16 protein-coding genes are annotated in these 17404 nt (G+C 58.4%); 8 read left to right on the forward strand and 8 right to left on the reverse strand.

Annotated features, from left to right (window positions below; genetic code table 11):
• Positions 1-2: 2 nt before the first annotated feature.
• Positions 3-593, reverse strand: coding sequence for a sigma-70 family RNA polymerase sigma factor (locus tag BST95_RS10345; protein WP_084199267.1), 591 nt, complete (start codon positions 591-593; stop codon positions 3-5).
• Between the two features lie 179 nt (positions 594-772).
• On the opposite strand from BST95_RS10345, the gene BST95_RS10350 reads away from it, so the two are divergent.
• Genes BST95_RS10350 through BST95_RS10370 form a run of 5 tightly spaced genes read left to right on the forward strand, consistent with a single transcriptional unit; the run spans position 773 to position 5188 of the window.
• Positions 773-2047, forward strand: a complete 1275-nt coding sequence (locus BST95_RS10350; RefSeq protein WP_084199269.1) for an NAD(P)/FAD-dependent oxidoreductase — start codon at positions 773-775, stop codon at positions 2045-2047.
• Positions 2044-2805, forward strand: a complete 762-nt coding sequence (locus BST95_RS10355; protein WP_084199271.1) for a DUF1365 domain-containing protein — start codon at positions 2044-2046, stop codon at positions 2803-2805. The genes BST95_RS10350 and BST95_RS10355 overlap by 4 nt, the downstream gene beginning before the upstream one ends.
• Complete coding sequence (locus BST95_RS10360; protein WP_084199273.1) at positions 2798-4048, forward strand: SAM-dependent methyltransferase; 1251 nt, start codon at positions 2798-2800, stop codon at positions 4046-4048. The genes BST95_RS10355 and BST95_RS10360 overlap by 8 nt, the downstream gene beginning before the upstream one ends.
• Positions 4049-4053: 5 nt before the next feature.
• Entirely contained in the window at positions 4054-4578 is a 525-nt protein-coding gene (locus tag BST95_RS10365; RefSeq protein ID WP_180962021.1) for a DUF2878 domain-containing protein, read from the forward strand.
• A complete protein-coding gene (locus BST95_RS10370; protein ID WP_084199277.1) occupies positions 4559-5188 on the forward strand; it encodes a hypothetical protein in 630 nt (209 codons plus the stop codon). Before BST95_RS10365 ends, BST95_RS10370 begins: the two co-directional genes overlap by 20 nt.
• Here BST95_RS10370 and BST95_RS10375 read toward each other — a convergent pair.
• Together BST95_RS10375 and BST95_RS10380 are read right to left on the reverse strand one after the other, a co-directional pair.
• A complete protein-coding gene (locus BST95_RS10375; protein ID WP_084199279.1) occupies positions 5176-6567 on the reverse strand; it encodes a cryptochrome/photolyase family protein in 1392 nt (463 codons plus the stop codon). The two genes, BST95_RS10370 and BST95_RS10375, sit on opposite strands and share 13 nt — an antisense overlap.
• Positions 6564-7991, reverse strand: a complete 1428-nt coding sequence (locus BST95_RS10380) for an SDR family NAD(P)-dependent oxidoreductase (protein ID WP_084199281.1) — start codon at positions 7989-7991, stop codon at positions 6564-6566. Before BST95_RS10380 ends, BST95_RS10375 begins: the two co-directional genes overlap by 4 nt.
• A gap of 144 nt (positions 7992-8135) precedes the next feature.
• Between BST95_RS10380 and BST95_RS10385 the strand changes: the two genes are divergently transcribed.
• Complete coding sequence (locus BST95_RS10385; protein WP_084199283.1) at positions 8136-9578, forward strand: coniferyl aldehyde dehydrogenase; 1443 nt, start codon at positions 8136-8138, stop codon at positions 9576-9578.
• Positions 9579-9632: 54 nt separating this feature from the next.
• On the opposite strand, the gene BST95_RS10390 is transcribed toward BST95_RS10385, so the two are convergent.
• On the reverse strand, positions 9633-10397 hold the full coding sequence (locus BST95_RS10390; protein ID WP_084199285.1) for a DUF2189 domain-containing protein: 765 nt from the start codon (positions 10395-10397) through the stop codon (positions 9633-9635).
• A 151-nt stretch (positions 10398-10548) separates the two neighbouring features.
• Between BST95_RS10390 and BST95_RS10395 the strand changes: the two genes are divergently transcribed.
• Complete coding sequence (locus BST95_RS10395) at positions 10549-12405, forward strand: propionyl-CoA synthetase (RefSeq protein ID WP_084199287.1); 1857 nt, start codon at positions 10549-10551, stop codon at positions 12403-12405.
• A gap of 16 nt (positions 12406-12421) precedes the next feature.
• On the opposite strand, the gene BST95_RS10400 is transcribed toward BST95_RS10395, so the two are convergent.
• Positions 12422-13303 carry an alpha/beta hydrolase gene (locus tag BST95_RS10400; protein ID WP_084199289.1) on the reverse strand — a complete coding sequence of 294 codons (882 nt, stop codon included), beginning with the start codon at positions 13301-13303 and terminating at the stop codon, positions 12422-12424.
• Positions 13304-13476: 173 nt separating this feature from the next.
• Here BST95_RS10400 and BST95_RS10405 point away from each other — a divergent pair, with 173 nt between their 5' ends.
• A complete protein-coding gene (locus BST95_RS10405) occupies positions 13477-14634 on the forward strand; it encodes a serine hydrolase domain-containing protein (RefSeq protein ID WP_169843911.1) in 1158 nt (385 codons plus the stop codon).
• A 16-nt stretch (positions 14635-14650) separates the two neighbouring features.
• Here BST95_RS10405 and BST95_RS10410 read toward each other — a convergent pair whose 3' ends face one another.
• The 3 genes from BST95_RS10410 to BST95_RS21510 all read right to left on the reverse strand — a co-directional run bounded on the left by BST95_RS10410 (position 14651) and on the right by BST95_RS21510 (position 17361).
• Positions 14651-15151, reverse strand: a complete 501-nt coding sequence (locus BST95_RS10410) for a GGDEF domain-containing protein (protein WP_084199293.1) — start codon at positions 15149-15151, stop codon at positions 14651-14653.
• Positions 15152-15275: 124 nt separating this feature from the next.
• A complete protein-coding gene (locus tag BST95_RS10415) occupies positions 15276-16124 on the reverse strand; it encodes a CvfB family protein (protein ID WP_229801643.1) in 849 nt (282 codons plus the stop codon).
• A 7-nt stretch (positions 16125-16131) separates the two neighbouring features.
• The gene (locus BST95_RS21510) at positions 16132-17361 is read right to left on the reverse strand and encodes a peptidylprolyl isomerase (protein WP_229801642.1); all 1230 of its coding nucleotides are present in this window, start codon (positions 17359-17361) and stop codon (positions 16132-16134) included.
• Positions 17362-17404 lie beyond the last annotated feature (43 nt).

Consider the following 17404-nt stretch of genomic DNA (forward strand, 5'->3'; position numbering starts at 1 on the left):
GGTCAATGTCTTTCAGCTGTCAGTTGTAGTTTTTTCATTGCAAGCCGCACGCGCGATTTAACCGTACCGAGGGGGAGGTCAAGTTCCTCGGATACTTCGCTGTGCGATTTGCCCTCCATGTATACCTTGGTGAGAATCAGCGACTGTTCATGAGGCAGTTGCTGCAACATATCTCTCACTTTGGCTTCGTCGCGCTTTTGTTGCACGGCGGTAAAGAGCTCTTCAGTGTCGGTCTCGCTGTCCGGCCAGATGTCGTCGGCACTGAGCGGCGTGTCAAACTTCTGCAGGCGCCGGTACATGTCGGTGCGGCAGTTACGTGCAATGGTGTAAATCCAGGTGCTGGCTGCGGCCTTGTGCGGGTTGAATGCACTCGCCTTCTGCCAAACCTTGATCATCACTTCCTGGACCAGTTCTTCCGCGTGGGCCGCCGCGAGGGCAGAGCCATTAATTGCGAATGCCTTGATCAGCGGGGCGAAATGACCAAACAACCGAGAAAACGCTTCTCGATCCTGATTGTCTGCAACAAGTTGCAGGCACTGGCTCCACTCATCATCTCTGCGACCGGTTGAATCTATCCCGATGCTGCTGGCCATAGGTGCCTTAGCTCCCGTGTAAGTCACTGATTTTTATCCAAGTCTAGCACGTATGTCTCAAAGTACGCGCGATCTTTTATTCTGGATCACCCCTTGTCCAATTTTCTTCCAGTATTGATCCGCAAGCCGTTGATTCGCGTAAACATCCTTGAATTTCACAGGGTTAATGCAGGGAGCCTATGAAAGTAGCGGTGATTGGTTCTGGTATATCGGGTCTGGCATGCGCCCATTACCTCAATAGAAACCACCAAGTTCATGTGCTGGAGCGCGAGCAGCGCATCGGTGGCCACACCGCGACGGTGGACGTTGCCCTCGGAGGACGCCGCTATGCGGTAGATACCGGCTTCATCGTTTACAACGATTGGACCTACCCAAACTTTATTGCCCTGTTGGACGAACTGGGCGTCAGTAATAAGGCAACGCGCATGAGTTTCAGTCTCAGTGATCGAGACAGCGGGCTCGAGTACGCCGGTTCCAGTCTCAATACCCTGTTCGCCCAGCGGAGCAATCTGGTGTCGCCCAGGTTTCTGCGCATGGTCCGCGATATCCTTCGCTTTAATAAGGAATCTGTGGCAGATCTGGAGGCCGGCGGACTCTCGCCGGGTATGACTCTGGGGGAGTACCTCGCCCAGAAGCGCTACAGTGACGCATTCCGCGACTACTACCTGGTGCCGATGGGTTCTGCCATCTGGTCGGCAGACGTGCAGGTCATGCTGGATTTTCCGCTGGAGTTCTTTGTTCGTTTCTTTGCCAACCATGGCCTGCTCAATATCCGCAACCGCCCGCAGTGGCGTGTGGTTGAGGGCGGCTCCAGGGAATATTTGAAGCCCTTGGTAGACTCATTCCGTTCGAGGATTCGCACGGGCGTAGAGATCGATGGGGTGAAGCGTACCGTCGGCGGCGCTGAAGTTTACTTCAGTAATGGCAGGAAAGAGCAATTCGACGCGGTGGTATTTGCCTGCCACAGTGACCAGGCGCTCAAGCTCCTGCTCGATCCCAGCGATACCGAAGTCGAGATACTCAGCGCGATACCCTACCAGAGCAATGACGTGGTGCTGCATACTGACACCACGCTCCTCCCTGCCAACCCCCTGGCTTGGTCCTGCTGGAATTACCTGCGCAAACCCGATTGCGAGCGGGCGACGCTCACGTACAATATGAATATGTTGCAGGGAATTGATGCCCCGGAGACGTTTTGCGTGACGCTTAATGACAGCGAAGTCATCAACCCGCATAAGATTTTGGGCAGGTTTAGTTACGATCACCCAGTATTTACCGTTGAGGGCATGGCGGCCCAACAACGATGGGATGAAATTAATAGCGATACAACCTGGTTCTGCGGTGCGTATTGGCGCAATGGTTTCCACGAAGACGGTGTGGTTTCGGCGATGCGTGTAGCCCAGGCCCTTGATGGCGGCGAGAATGTGGTCGCAAATCTGGGCAGCGCCGCTTGAACAGTGCGCTGTATAGCGGCTGGGTACAGCACCGGCGCCTGACCGGCAAGGGGCACAGCTTCCGCTACCGGGTTTTTATGCCTTTTCTGGATCTGGACGAATTGCCGCAATTGCTGGCTCGCGCGCCAGGATGGTCAGCCAAGCGGCCAGCGCTGGCACGGTTTCGTCGCGAAGATTTTCTCGGTGATCCCCGGGTGCCGCTCAAAGAAGCGGTCATCGCAGAAGTCGAACGCTTCAGCGGTGAATCCTTTTCTGGTCGGGTGTGTATGCTGGCCAATCTCAGGTACTTCGGTTACCTGATCAACCCTATCAGCTGCTACTACTGCTTCGACGAAGAGGGTGTGCTCCGCTACACGGTCGCTGAAGTGACAAGCACCCCCTGGGATCAGAGCCACGCCTACGTGCTACCTGCGGGTGGCCGGCCTGGTTGGCAGGAAACCGAATTTGACAAAGCCATGCACGTCTCGCCCTTTATGCCGATGGACATGCGTTATCGGTGGCGCGCCAATGTCCCGGGTGAGAAATTGGTGCTGCACCTGGCCAATCTGCGTCGCGGCAGCAAAGAGTTTGACGCCACGCTGCACCTTGAGCGTCAGCCTGCGACGCCCTGGAATTTTGCCCGCCACCTGCTGCTGTATCCCTTTATGACTGCTCAGGTCGCCCTCGGCATTTACTGGCAGGCCCTGCGCCTCTGGCTAAAGGGTGTGCCCTTTATTCCCCATCCCCACGTTTCCAAGAGCGAGAAATTGTATGAGTAATCCTAGTGTCCGCTTTGTCCGCCTCCCGACTCTACGCGAGCACTGGCGCGGTGGAGCTTTTTCCCGCCGTATCGTCATGCGAATGTTGGAGGGAATCAGCACTGGAACGCTTACTGTGGTGGAAGAGGGCAGCCGCCGGGTGTTTGGCCCGGGCAACGGTCCCGAGGCGGTGGTTCACGTGCACTCTGAAGAGGTGTTTGCCAGCCTGTTGCGCTCGGGTATTGTTGGTTCCGGGGAAGCGTATATGCAGGGGCTGTGGAGCTCGCCGGATCTGGTGGCGGTCATTCGCCTGTTCAGTGCCAATATGCAGGCCATGCAGACCATTGACAGCAATGCTTCCTGGTCCAAGAAGTTGGTGCGCAAGCTGATGCATATTGGGAATGCCAACAGCAAAACAGGTTCGGCGCGCAATATTTCGGCCCACTATGATCTGGGCAATGATTTCTTCAGCCTCTTTCTCGATCCAACCATGATGTATTCCGCTGCGGTGTACCCCCGTGCTGACGCAGAGTTGGAAGAGGCTGCTGTGCACAAGCTGGATCTACTCTGTCAGCAGCTGGAACTGACGCCAGAGGATCACCTGCTGGAGATCGGTACGGGATGGGGCGGCATGGCAATTCACGCCGCCACGCATTACGGCTGTAAAGTAACGACCACCACGATCTCCCAAGAACAGTACGAGTACGCGCGTGACAAGGTTGCGGCGGCGGGCCTACAGGAGCAGGTCGAAGTGCTGTGTCGGGACTACCGCGAATTGCAGGGTCAGTACGACAAGCTGGTGTCGATTGAAATGGTCGAGGCAGTCGGCCACCAGTACTACGGTGAGTATTTCAGCCGCTGCAGTCATCTTCTCAAGCCCGGTGGCTTGTTTGCCATGCAGGCCATTACGGTACAGGACCAGCGCTATAGTCAGGCCCGCGACAGTGTCGACTTCATCAAGCGCTATATCTTCCCCGGTGGTGGCCTGCCGTCTATTGAAGTCATTTCAGGACATCTGGCCCGCGACACAGATTTACAAATCGTTAATCTCAGGGATATTACTCTCGACTATGCCCGTACGCTGGCCGACTGGCGCGAGCGCTTTCTCGCCGCGCGTGAGGAGGTGACAGCGCAGGGATTTGACCGCACCTTTGAGCGCATGTGGGAGTTCTACCTGTGCTATTGCGAGGGTGGCTTCCGCGAGCGCATCATCAGTACCGTGCAAATCACCATGGCCAAGCCGGGCTATCGTTTTCAGCAATGAGCGACGTGGCCCGCAAGGTAGTCAATGGCACGCTGTTCAACCTGTGCTGGTTTGCCGCGGTCATGCTGCACCATGACCTCTGGTCGTGGGTGGCAACATTCGCTTACCTGGTCTTGCATGTGGCCGTGTTCCGTCCCGCGCGAGCTGAGGTACAGCTGATTGCTCTGGTGACCGTTGGCGGCTTCCTGCTTGACCAGATCATGTTTGCCAGCGGGGTGCTGCTTACGGCCAGCGGTGCGCCGCCGTTTTGGCTCTCGGCCCTGTGGCCGGCCTTTGCCAGTACCCTGAGCCATGCCTTTGCGGGCCTGCGTGAGCACCTGTGGCTGGCGGCAGTTATAGGTGGAGTGGGTGGCTATGGCAGCTATCGTCTGGGCGCCAGCCTCAGCGATGTGTCGTTGGCGGCACCAGCGCTCAGTGCCACTGTGCTGATTGCTGCCTGGGCGATACTGTTTCCATTGCTGTTGCTGTTGGCGCAGTACCTGGTGCAACGTTTGGCAGGGGAGAGTGATCATGCGCGCGGCACTTGCTAGTCTCATAGTTGCAACGTGGGTGGGTGGCGCTTCGGCCACCGCGATCACCCCCGATATTGTTGGTGAGGCGCGTTCTCCGGATGGCGACGAGTTGCTTTACCGCGAACTGCATCACTGCAACGCCGATGGCCGTTTGTGTGAAATTACCTATGTCGATCCCGACGGCGAGACCATTGGCGTAAAGTCACTGGATTACACCCTCGCGCTGCCCGCACCTATGGTGAGCATGCACGATATCCGGCGCGGGCGAACCATGACTACGCCGCAGATCATAGAGCCGGGTGTGGTTGTCGATGCGGGTTTCGACAATTATGTCCGCGAGCGCTGGGACGATTTGCGCACCGGTGACGGGGTGACGTTTCCGTTCCTCGTACTGGGGCGCAACAAGCCCTTGATGATGCGCGCGGTGAATATCCCCAATAGCTGTGACGATGGCATGACCTGCTTGTCGGTAACACTGGACGCGTGGTGGCTGTCGATGCTGGTCAAGCCGATAGAGCTTGCTTACGACAGTGAGCGGCGCCTGGTCATGTTTGCCGGCGTCAGTAATATTCCCGATGAACGGGGAAAAGGTCAGGACGTCGTCATCCGCTACCGTTACGCTGATTGACGAATCGTGTCCCAGGCCGCGAGGGCTGCAGCCCTGGCGTCACTGTGATCAACAATCGGTGGCGGATAATCGGGCGCGAGTAGCGGTGCGGTCCACGGCTTGTGGACCTGCTTGCTATCCAGCTCCCTCAGTTCGGGTACCCACTTCCGTAGATACGCCCCAGCGCCGTCGAATTTCTCACTCTGCAGTATGGGGTTGAAGACCCGAAAGTAGGGCGCGGCATCCAGTCCGCAGCCTGCCACCCATTGCCAGCCACCGCTGTTGTTAGCGAGGTCTGCGTCTACCAGCTGATCCCAAAACCAGCGCGCGCCCCATTGCCAGGGAATGAGCAGGTGCTTGCACAAGAATGACGCTGCCACCATGCGCACGCGATTGTGCATAAACCCGGTGGCAGCAAGCTCGCGCATGCCGGCATCCACCAGTGGATATCCTGTCTGGCCCGCCCGCCACGCGTCGAACAAATCCTCCCGGGGCGACCAGGGAAACGCGCGGAACGGCTCTCGCAGCGCCACTTCTGGCATGGTGGGGTGCGCGTAGAGTTGATGGTAGTTGAACTCCCGCCACGCCACTTCCGACAGGAACCCATCGGCTTCTGGTCCCAGGCACGCCGCGGCGTGCCAGACCTGCTGCGGCGACACCTCGCCGAAATGAAAATGGGGCGAAAGGCGTGAGCAGGCGTCTTCGGCAGGCAGGTTGCGTTGGGCATCGTAGTGCTGCACGTGACGTTCGAGAAACATCTGCAGGCGGCGCTGGGCGCCCGCTTCACCGGGCTCCCAGGGCTGGGTCATGGCTGCGTTGTAGTCTTGATCGCCTAAGATCAGGTTCCATTTGTTTGATGCAAGTGATCGTAATCCGCCGTCGTGGAAGCTCGATGCGGCTGGCGCAGGTAAGGGGGTGGCTATCTTGCACTGGCGCAAACGTCGCCAGAAGGGTGTGTAAACCTTGTAAATACCACCGTCGGGGCGGCGCAGTGCTTCGGGATGAACAAGGCTCGCACCGGGGTAGGTGTGCATCTCAACGCCCTGCTGCTGGAGCAGTTCGCGGGTGAGCTGATCTGTCTGGCGTCCCCAGGGTTCGTAGCGTTCGCTGCAAAACACAGCGCTGGCCCCGGTGGTCCTGGCCAGTGAGGCCAGCGTCTCGGCCGTATCGCCCCTGAGGACGACAAATTGGCTACCCAATGCGCTAAAGGCCGCTTCAAGCGACGCGAGGCTGTGATGCAGCCACCAGCGGCTGGCGGTGCCCGGTGCCCAGGCTCCCGGACTATCGTCATCGAGAACAAAACACGGAATCACCTTGCCCTGGGCGGCCGCGGCTTGCAGGCCGGGTAGATCGTCTAGGCGCAGATCACGTCGATACCAGTAAATGACCGGTGCAGTCACGGCGCTGCCCGGCGCCGTGAGGCGCGGATTTGCGGCCTGAACCCATCGAGGTACTGCATCAGGCGCTGTCGCTCCAGTTCGTCCTCGCGGGTTTTGGTGTTCAGATAGAGTGGCTGTGGCTGTCGGTCCAGCAGCAATTCGCCGCTGAGCTCGGCGGCTTCGGGGGCGACGGCCTGCCAGATAATGGTATCGGCGCCTTCTTCTGGGGTGCGCAGAATATGTCTGGTCAGGCGGTGAAAACGGGGCAGGGAGTCCCGGACGCCGGGAGTGTCTGCCCAGCCCGGATGCATGGCGTTAACGGTAATGCCGTCCTCGGCCCATTCTTCTGCCCAGTGTTGGGTCACGATCATCAGCGCCCGCTTGGCCTGGGCGTAGGCGACAGGCCCGGAGTAGTCGGTACCGCTGGTGTCCTGCAGGGCCGCTGTGCTCAGGCGCTGGGTGTACATGCCACCAGAGACCACATTGATGACTCTGGAATCTTCCCTGCCTGCGAGCAATGAGTGTAGTCCCAGGGTGAGCATCCACGGTGAGAGCAGTAGCAGTGCGGTACTGCGTTCATGCCCTTCCTCGGTCAGGCCATGCTCCGGAAACAGGGCGCCGGCGTTGTTGATCAAGACGTCGATGGGTTCGCCGCGCTTGCGCAGTCGGTTAACGAGCGCCTGGGTGTCACCCAGCAAACTCAGGTCTGCCACTTCAATGCGGATGTTCTGATTATCTGTCTCGGCAGTGAGCGTCTCGCGCAGCGCCTCACCCCGCTCGGCATTGCGAATCACCAGGGTCAGGTGCGCGCCGCGCGCGGCCAGATCTCTGGCTGTGGCAAGGCCTAGCCCTGCGGTCGCGCCTGTCAGGACGATGTGGCGGTCACGTATGTCCGCAGACATGGGCGCGAAATTCCCCTTGGCACGCCGGTACCCGAGCTTGGAGAACCGCGCAACAGAGGCGATGGAAGCAAGTCCCGACAGGCTTTCAGGGGCAGTGTCGGGTGCTTCAGGTATCTCCTCTAGCGCCGCGCGCAGACCTTCTACCGACGCCTTGCCCATACGCTGCAGGCCGGGCTGGGCGATGGCTGCACCTGAGCGCAGCAGTGCCGAGAATTCGAAGGCGGCCTGATAGATGATTTCTGTCTGCTCGCCCTTGGGCACAAAAGTGATCGTGTCTTCCACCGTGAAAAGGCGACTATGGCCGACCAGCACCAGGCGCTCGGGAGGTTGAAACTCCAGTATTTCATAGGACAGGTCGACAGAGCCCACAGGCAGCTTACAGTTCACCAGAAAACGGGTGCCTAACCCCACTGGGCCATCGGTCAGTTTGCGGGCGGTACGCACGGTACTGTCCCACTCAGCCGTGGTGGTAAAATCGGCCACGTAGGTAAAGGCCTCGTCAGGGGTGCGATTAACGCGGATGATTTCGCGCAATGTGGTCATAGGTGTATCCCGATGGTTTCAGCTCCGATTAAGGGTTAATACGCACACTGGCCCGGCTTGGCTTACTGCAAGTGTTCCAGTAGCCGTTCTGGTCCTAGATCGACTAAACTGGCCAATTATTGAGCAGAACAACAAGGTGTAATCATGACTGCCGCACAAGAGAATATCGACAACCCCACCGCTGCGATGCTGCGCGAGCATTTTGACCTCCAGCGCCAACATTACCTGGATGCCCCCAATCCCAGTTACGACGAGCGCAAGCAAGACCTGCAAAACCTCAAGCGCATGATTTCCGAGAACGCAGAGGCGATTATTGCCGCCATCAGCTCTGACTACGGTAATCGCTCCCGCCATGAATCCCAGTTTGCCGAGATCATTTCAGTGACCGACGGTATCCAGGATGTCGTCAAACACCTCAAAAAGTGGATGAAGGTCCAGAAACGCCACGTGGACCTGCAGATGTTTCCCGGTGGCAAAAACCGCGTGATTCCCCAGCCGTTGGGCGTGGTTGGCATGATCGTGCCCTGGAATTTTCCAATTAACCTGAGTTTTATGCCCCTGGCCGCGGCATTTGCTGCCGGCAACCGCGCCATGGTCAAAATGTCCGAAAACAGCATTCACCTGACGCGCCTGCTGATGGATATTTCGCCCAGGTACTTTCCCCTTGAAAAGCTGCGCTTTTTTGAGGAAACCGGCGGCGTGGGGATCGAGTTCTCTAAGATTTCCTTCGACCTGATTATCTTCACCGGATCCGGGCAGACAGGTAAGTCCGTCATGGCTTCGGCGGCGCAAAACCTGACGCCGGTGGTCTTGGAACTGGGCGGCAAGGCGCCTGCGGTTATCGACCGTGATTACGACCTTGAAAAGGCGGTCGGCCGGATCATGTTCGTGAAGCAGTTCAATGCGGGCCAGATCTGCACCAACGTAGACTACGTTTTCGTGCACGAAAGTCAGCGCGATGAATTCGTGAAGTTGGCCAGCGCTTATGCCGCCAAACATTGCCCGGATATCGAACACACCGACTACACCTCACTGATTGATGATCGCGCCATGGCGCGCATCACGGATACGCTGGAAGACGCCCGTGAAAAAGGCGCGACCATCGTCAATTTGTGCGGTGACCAGCCGGCTAACCCTGCCACGCGCAAGTTCCCGATGACGGCCGTCATGGATACCACGCCGGACATGACCATCCGCAACCGGGAGACCTTTGGACCGCTGTTGATGGTGATGACGTACAAGGAACATCAGGAGGTCGTGGACTACGTGAACAGCCACGACCGTCCGCTGGCCCTGTATCCCTTTACCAACGATCGCAAACTGCAGGACATGTACATCGAACGGGTGATGTCTGGCGGTGTGACCGTCAACGATGCCCTGTTCCATGTTGCCCAGCATGACATTCCCTTCGGTGGAGTCGGGCCCAGTGGTATGGGGCACTACCACGGACGCGAGGGCTTCGAGACGTTCTCCAAGATGCGCCCAGTGTTCTATCAGGCGGGTTTCTCTGCGATGCAGTACCTGCGCCCACCCTATGGCAAGTTCGCCACCCGGGTGTTCGACTTCCTGATGAAATTCAAAGGCTGACCAGACCGATGTAGTGATTTGCAAAGCCCGCTCCATGAGCGGGCTTTTTTCGTTTCAGGCCTCGCTGACAATATCGCGGTAGGCAAACCAGGTAGCGTGCCCGAGCAGGGGCACAACGAACACCATACCCAGCAGACGAGTGCCGAAGCCAAAGGCTACCAGGGCAATGATTAGCCCTGCCCAGACCAGCATGGCGGGGAAGTCCCGCAGTGCCACTTTCAGGCTCATGCGCATAGCGGTACCGGCGTCGACATGGCGATCGATAATCATAGGTACGCTGACCACTGAAAGCAGAAAGACGCCGGTAGCAAGCACTATAAAGGTCGCGGTATAGGTGGTTGTTTGCAACGGCGTGAGATGGCGTGCCACGTCGCCCCAGACAGTCGTCTCGATGGCAGGCGCAATCTGTCCCGTGCCGTTATAAAGAAACAGCGCGGCAAGTGCGAAGCCTCCCAGCGATACAAATACCAGCACCTGGGCAAACATCATCAGGCTGGCGCGATTGCGTGAGAGTGGCGCCAGTGAGCCACTGAAATCGCAGGGCTCGCCGTGATCCCTGCAGCGGCTTAACTCGCAAATGCCCGCGGTAATCACCGGGCCGATAACGAGAAATGCGCAGATCGCCGCTGCGATGTATAAAGGGTGTTGTTCGTAGGCGAGAATCAGGCTGCCCAGCATGGCAACGAGAGCGCCGTGGGCGAGGCTGGCGGGCCAGCTGTGGATAAGAGAATCCCAGCCCTCCATCAGCCACACGAAGGGACGAGTAGCGGGTACGTGATGTACAGGGAACATCTCGGCAGATTCATGAACGCGGCTCATGGCGGTTCCTCCCTCTCCTGAGAATTATAGATGTCGGCCCGTACTCCGCTAGAACGAAAGCGCCTGTCGCTTGCTTCCACTATGGTCGAATGGTAATAAGCCAGCAGATGAAGATAGGCGGTCTGCGCGTATCAACCCCGGGAGTGACAACATGGATAATCTGGACAGGTGGCGTGAGGCCGCACAAGCGGTCCATTGGTTCAAGACGCCGCAACAGGTGCTGGATGATAGCGAGCCGCCGTTTTATCGCTGGTTTCCCGATGGTCAGACCAACGCCTGTTACAACGCCCTGGATGTGCATGTGGCCGAGGGCAGGGGCGAGCAGACGGCCCTGATCTACGATAGCCCGGTGACCGATACCTGCCGCCGTTACACTTACACGCAGTTACTGGATCAAGTGGCGCGCTTTGCCGGCGTGCTGGCCGACCACGGTGTAGGCCGTGGTGACAGGGTTATCGTGTATATGCCTATGGTGCCCGAGGCGCTGATTGCCATGCTGGCCTGTGCCCGGTTGGGGGCGGTTCACTCTGTCGTTTTTGGCGGTTTCGCCAGCAATGAACTGGCAGTGCGCATTGACGATGCTACGCCAAAACTGATTGTGTCCGCCTCCTGTGGCGTCGAACCCAATCGCATCGTGGCCTACAAACCGCTGCTCGACGCTGCCATCGAGCTTGCCCAGCACAAGCCAGATAACTGCGTTATTTTGCAGCGGCCGATGCAGCCGGCCGAGTTGATCGCCGGCCGTGATGTGGACTGGACGCAGGCAATGGCAGACGCGAGAGCCGTACCCTGCACACCGGTGGCAGCGAACGATCCCTTGTACGTTCTTTACACGTCAGGCACGACAGGGCAGCCCAAAGGGGTTGTGCGCGATACGGGCGGCTCTATCGTCGCCCTGAAATGGAGCATGAAAGCCATTTACGACGTCGAGCCCGGCGACGTGTACTGGGCTGCTTCGGATGTGGGATGGGTGGTGGGCCATTCCTATATTGTGTACGGGCCGTTGTTTAGCGGCTGCGCCACGGTGATCTACGAAGGTAAGCCGGTAGGTACCCCGGATCCTGGAGCTTTCTGGCGCGTCATCGAAGACTATCAGGTCAAGGTGCTATTCACGGCACCTACAGCCTTTCGCGCCATCAAGAAAGAGGACCCGGCCGGCAAATATCTCCAGCAATACAATGTGTCGAGTCTGCGCTCGCTGTTTCTGGCCGGCGAACGCTGTGATCCGAGCACCCTGGCCTGGGCGCAGCAGCAACTTAAGGTGCCCGTTATCGACCATTGGTGGCAGACTGAAACCGGTTGGCCGATTTGTGCCAACTGCCTGGGCATTGAAGCGCTGCCCATAGTGCCGGGATCGCCCGCAAGGCCAGTGCCTGGCTATTACGTGCAGGTACTGGATGGCAATGGCGAGCAGGTTTCCGCAGGCGAAATAGGCGCGCTGGTCGTCAAGTCGCCGCTGCCTCCGGGTACGTTCACAACACTCTGGCAGGCTGAAGAGCGTTACCAAAGTGCGTACTTCGCGCGCTATCCGGGCTATTATGAAACCGGTGATGCTGGCTATATCGACGCCAACGGCTATGTGTTTGTTATGGCGCGTACCGACGATGTGATCAATGTTGCCGGGCATCGGCTGTCAACAGGCGCGATGGAAGAGGTGCTGGCGGAGCATCCGGATGTGGCCGAGTGCGCGGTGGTAGGGGTTGCCGACCCTATGAAGGGACAGTTACCCCTGGGATTACTGGTGCTTAATGCAGGCGCAGAGCGCGCTACCGCTGATGTGGTGAGGGAAAGTCTGCAGTTGGTGCGCGATAAAATTGGCCCCGTGGCCGCTTTCAAATTGTGTACGGTCGTCGAGCGCCTGCCCAAGACCCGCTCGGGTAAAATCCTGCGCGGTACCATGCGCAGCATCGCCGATGGCGAGCCCTGGAAAATGCCCGCTACCATCGATGATCCCGTCATTCTCGACGAGATCACCGAGGCACTGCGGACACTGGGCTATGCAGCCTGACTCGTGGCGAAAGCGTCTAGCGACAATCCCGCTGCAGCCACTTGAGAAGCAGACCGGTGAGCTGCAGGCGGTTCTCTGAGAAAGAGTGGTCACCGGGAATCAGGTGCGACTCTACTTTGAAACCAGGCAGTTTCTGGTAGGCCTCAATCACCGGCAGTGTCATGCTTTGCGCCGGTGTGACATCATCTTGCTCTCCCACGACGAATAACACTGATTTGTTTTTCAGGCCTGGGCCAAAGGCACGGGTATCCAGCGCCTGCAGGGGCGCTCCACGCAGTTGCTCGAGCAACTGTGCTCCGCCAAAGTTATTGAGCATGAACAGGCTGTCAGCGTAGGCGGTCAGGCGCAGGGCGTTATCGTCTTCTACGGCCATGCCGAGTTGCCAGAGCCCGGGGTTTGCCGGTGCCATGGCCCCTACACAGCGCAAGTCTTCGATCTGACTGCCCGCGGCAAGCGCGGTGTAGCCGCCAAGGGAGTGGCCTAATAGCGAGATCTTGCCCGGATCTACCCGCAACGCGCTGGCCTGTTGCGGTTGCCGCAAATAGTCGACAACGGCAGCGGTGTCGTCATCGAGGGTCAGAATGGAGTAGTCGCCCTCAGCACCCCAGGCACCGCGATAGTGAAAGAACAGGGTGTTAAAGCCCTGCCGGCGAAGCTCCTGGGCGATATCGAGATTTTTTTCGTTGCCTGGGAAGCCATGCAGCATCAGCACCGTGGGGTGCGGTCCGGGGCCGTTGGCCAGATAAATATGGCCTGGCAGGCGGTTGCCGTCGCTTTCAATGGCCAGCTCGACGATGGCGGGCGGGAACTCGGGATTGGGGGTGGGGTCGTCTGCAGCCGTCACTGACAGTGCGACCAGATATGCCAATGAACTGATAAGCCAGGGCATTGCTTTCATTGTTATCTCCTGTGGGTGGCGAGGTTATTCTGGGAGCGCTGTCTGGTTCTGTCTACTGGTTTATTGTTCATATCGCGCGCGCGAGCGCTGATCCGTGGCACAATGTCTTGCGTAGGAAAACTCGTTCTGCTCAAATGCAAAGCGCGACAACAATTATAATAAGGAGATCCAGGGTGCTACGCCTCAATCGTCTTTTTTTGCTCAGCCTGCTGGCGCTGGTAACGGCTGCCTGTTCCGATTCAGATTCCAGTGACAGACCGCCAGTACCGCCGCCTGAACCAGTGCAGCCGGCGTTTGACTTTGCCGCAGTGGATGAACGTATGCAGCAGTTCGTGGATGAGGCTGCAGATTTTGATGGCGTTTCCTACATTCTGGTAGACGCCCAGTGGGGCGTTATCCACAAACAGGCTTTCGGTGATCACACTGAGGACCTCGTCACCCAGCTGGCTTCCGGTAGTAAAGTGCCCGCCGTAACGCTGCTCATGGCCATCGATGGCGATGAAAGCCTGAACTTCTCTGTGTCGGATCCCATTGGTCAATATCTGCCCTGGGATGGCCTGTTCGCCGATCGTACGACGGAGCAGCTGCTCAGTAACACCTCGGGCATGGTGGGCCTTACGGATATTCTGGCAGACACCGTGACTTACTGGCCGCTTGCCTGCCAGTTCTTCCCTGAAGGAACACTGCAGGCCTGTGCCGAGACACTCTATGTAACCGATGTCCCGGGTATCGTACCTGCCGGCACGGAATACAATTATGGTGGCAGCCAGTGGCAACTGGCAGGCGCTGTGGCAGAGATTGCGACCAACTCCAGTTGGTCGCAGGCCTTCGATGCCTATATTGCCCAGCCCTGTGAGTTGGAGGTTATGCAGTTCGGCAATCCGTGGAGTAACTTTGAAAGCTTCGACGGCAACCCCGACAGCCTGCAGGGCAAGGACAATCCCAATATTGAAGGCGGGGCGATCAGTGACCTCGACGATTACGCGAAAATGCTGATGCTGCATCTCAATGACGGCATGTGTGGCGGCAACCAGGTGCTGGCACCCGGCGCTACCGCTTTTATGCGTGAAGATCGTGGCGGCGAATTCGGCACGCCCTATGGCATGGGCTGGTTTATCTCAGTGCCCGAAGATGGTTCGGAACCCACACTGTTCACAGATCCCGGCCTGTTTGGCCACACCGCCTGGGTCGACATTGAGCGCGGTATTGGTGGCTTTGTGGCGGTCGATACCTATGCGCTGGGTACCTCTGGCCCGGTCAGGGAACTGGTGGACGGTGAGATCATAGAGATGATCGCGGCAGAGGTTGACCGCGCTCGAGCCGAGCAATAATTGACCCCAACCAGGGTTAGTCGCCAGCGAGCGACACCTGGTTATTGCCTTTCTCTGAGGCACTGCTGAGCGCGCTCTGGGCGCGCTCTATATCTTCCTCGATCGCTTCTTCGCTCACCCACTGGGCAACCCCGGCGGAGATCGTAATGCGTAAGGTGGCGTCGTCATAACTGAAGCGTGTCGCTTCGACAACTTCGCGAAACCGCTCTGCCTGAATCTCACCGCTTTCCTCATCCGAATCCGGCAGGACGGCCAGAAAGGTGCCATCTCCGCGATAGCTGGCAACATCCTCCGTGCGCAAATCCTCGGCGAGTAGCGCGGCTATGTCGGCGACCACGCTGTTAGCACAGCCCTGGCCATAGGTGTTATCGAGTTGTGCCCACTCATCTACGGCAAACAGTGAGATACAGAGTGTGGTATCACAGCGCAGCGCACGGCTTATTTCAGCATTGACTCTGTGCTCGAGGCAGTGACCCGTCAGCAGAAACGGGTGAAGTCTGAAGTGTGAACGAGACATGGGGTTGCGATTCGCGGCCTATGGTTTCTGGAATGTCTGAACGGGTCCTGTCATCACTCCTTAAAGTAGACGCTTCGCCCCCAGAATTCTACTCGGCTGTTGCCTGGTAACTGCAGCAGCGTCGTTATTCAACCAGGCGGGTGCCGCCGTCCTCAAATACGATCTTGCGCTGTTTGTAGAGACCGCCCAGCGCCTGTTTGAATACTTTCTTACTGACTTTAAACGTCGCGTAAATGTCCTGTGGCGGGCTCTTGTCGCTCAGCGCGAGAAAGCCATCATTCGCCTGCAGCGCGGCCATGATCTGTTCGCCGACGCCGGCCATTTTGCCCTGGCTGAAACCGGGCTGGCTCAAGGTGAGATCGATCCGGCCGTCAGGGCGCACCCGCTTGATATACGCGTTTAAAACCTGCCCCTTGCGCACCCGTTGATAAAGTTCGTTGGCGTAGAGCAAACCCCAGAACTGGTGCTCAATAATGGCTTTGAAACCCATTTCGGTCTTGTCGGCGATCATGATGCTGACCGCCTGGCCAGTCTTGAATTCACGGGCTTCATCCTCAACCCAGTGATCAATGCGGTTGGAGCCTGCCAGACGGCCCTCGTTGTCCAAATAGAGATAAACGAGTGCGTGGCGCCCCTTAGACAGTTTGCTGGGTTGTTCCGCAAAGGGGATAAACAGGTCCTTACTCATGCCCCAATCAGCGAATGCCCCGAGATGATTGGCCTCGACGATTTCCAGCCAGGCAATTTCTCCCACCTGGGCAGCGGGCTTGCGGGTGGTGGGGACCGGGTCGCCCAATGAATCGAGAAACACAAACACTTCAAGCGAGTCGCCCGGCGCCAGGCCAGCGGGACTCTGGCGACGTGACAGCAACAGGCGGTCCGCGTCCAGACCGTCTAGAATCACGCCATGCTCGCCGGTCTCCAGGACCTCGAGCACATTGTAACGACCGATATTCAGTGTCTTGTTGTTCACAGTAACCTCACGGGGCGGTGACGGTGGCTGATTCAAGAATGACCCCACGCGCAGGCACGTCACGGCCGATGCCATTCACCGAGGTTGTGCGCTCGCCGGCAATGCCGTCCACTACTGCCATGCCGCTGATCACCCGGGCGAACACCGCATAGCCATCCGGATTATTGGCAGATCCATAGTCGAGGAAGGTATTGTCCACCTGATTAATGAAAAACTGGCTGGTGGCGCTGTTCGGGTCGCTGGTGCGCGCCATGGCCAGGGTGCCGCGTGTGTTGGAGAGCCCGTTGCTCGCTTCGTTGAGAATGGCAGGGCCCGGTTCCTTGGCTTCCCATTGCACACGGTCTAATACGTCCAGGCCCAGATAGGCGATCCAGCCCATCTGGATCATGAAATTGTTAATGGCCCGGTGGACCAGGGTCTGGTCGTAAAAGCCGGTGTTCACGTAGTGCAGGAAATTTGCCGCGGTGATGGGGGCTTCCCAGTTCAATGTTTCCAATGCCACCGTTCCGGTATCGAAGACCAGCGACACCTGGGTGCGATCAAACAGCGCCGCGGCATGTGTTGCCAGGGTGTCTTCCGGCTGACCGGCACGAATACCGTTGGCCAGCGCGTCCAGGCCAGCCAGGTCGCCGTGAAATTTATCGGTGTCCAGGTTGCGGTGAAAACGCAGTACGTCGCTGTAGTCGATCGTGCCATTCTGGTCGACATCACCCACGACCAGCGTCGCCGCTGCATCCAGTTGGGTGAGAATTTCTTCGGATTGCAGCGCATCAAATCCGGCATTGCGTACTTGCAGGTACAGGGCGTGGGTGAGGGCGGAAACCTTGAGGTTGCCTTCCAGAATACGCTCGCCGGAGACAATCGCGTGCCAGCTGCCCTGTACGGCCTCCGGGCTTTCGCTCAACCCTTGCTGTTGCAGCTGTGGGTCGTAGTCGACCCCGCCGGCCGCCGTGACGAGGTAGAGCGTGTCGGGGTCGATGTTTTCCAGCGCGGGCTGAGCGACGCCAACAGACAGCAGCTTGGCAAAATCGCTGACGTTCGCCCAGGTTTCCTCGCCCCATTGCTCGCGCAGGGTCGCCGCGTTCCAGGAGGTGGCTGTAGCCTGCACGTTACCAGGGAAGCGCAGGGGGGCAATGCTCAGCTCGGCATTGCCGACGCCGCCGTTGAGTTGAGTCTGAAAACAGCCGCTGAGGCACAGACAGACGAGGGCGGCCAGGAGGGTATGGCGAAGAGACACAGGCAACGAATTCCGTTTTGGGATAGAACGCGTATTGTGAGCG

The organism is Halioglobus japonicus, from assembly GCF_001983995.1.
Classification (GTDB): domain Bacteria; phylum Pseudomonadota; class Gammaproteobacteria; order Pseudomonadales; family Halieaceae; genus Halioglobus; species Halioglobus japonicus.

Coding starts and splice junctions, on each gene's coding strand:
- BST95_RS10350 (WP_084199269.1), top strand. CDS start 773: ATGAAAGTAGCGGTGATTGGTTCTGGTATATCGGGTCTGGCATGCGCC.
- BST95_RS10410 (WP_084199293.1), bottom strand. CDS start 15,151: ATGTCTCGTTCACACTTCAGACTTCACCCGTTTCTGCTGACGGGTCAC.
- BST95_RS10370 (WP_084199277.1), top strand. CDS start 4,559: ATGCGCGCGGCACTTGCTAGTCTCATAGTTGCAACGTGGGTGGGTGGC.
- BST95_RS10345 (WP_084199267.1), bottom strand. CDS start 593: ATGGCCAGCAGCATCGGGATAGATTCAACCGGTCGCAGAGATGATGAG.
- BST95_RS10360 (WP_084199273.1), top strand. CDS start 2,798: ATGAGTAATCCTAGTGTCCGCTTTGTCCGCCTCCCGACTCTACGCGAG.
- BST95_RS10385 (WP_084199283.1), top strand. CDS start 8,136: ATGACTGCCGCACAAGAGAATATCGACAACCCCACCGCTGCGATGCTG.
- BST95_RS10395 (WP_084199287.1), top strand. CDS start 10,549: ATGGATAATCTGGACAGGTGGCGTGAGGCCGCACAAGCGGTCCATTGG.
- BST95_RS10390 (WP_084199285.1), bottom strand. CDS start 10,397: ATGAGCCGCGTTCATGAATCTGCCGAGATGTTCCCTGTACATCACGTA.
- BST95_RS10400 (WP_084199289.1), bottom strand. CDS start 13,303: ATGAAAGCAATGCCCTGGCTTATCAGTTCATTGGCATATCTGGTCGCA.
- BST95_RS10380 (WP_084199281.1), bottom strand. CDS start 7,991: ATGACCACATTGCGCGAAATCATCCGCGTTAATCGCACCCCTGACGAG.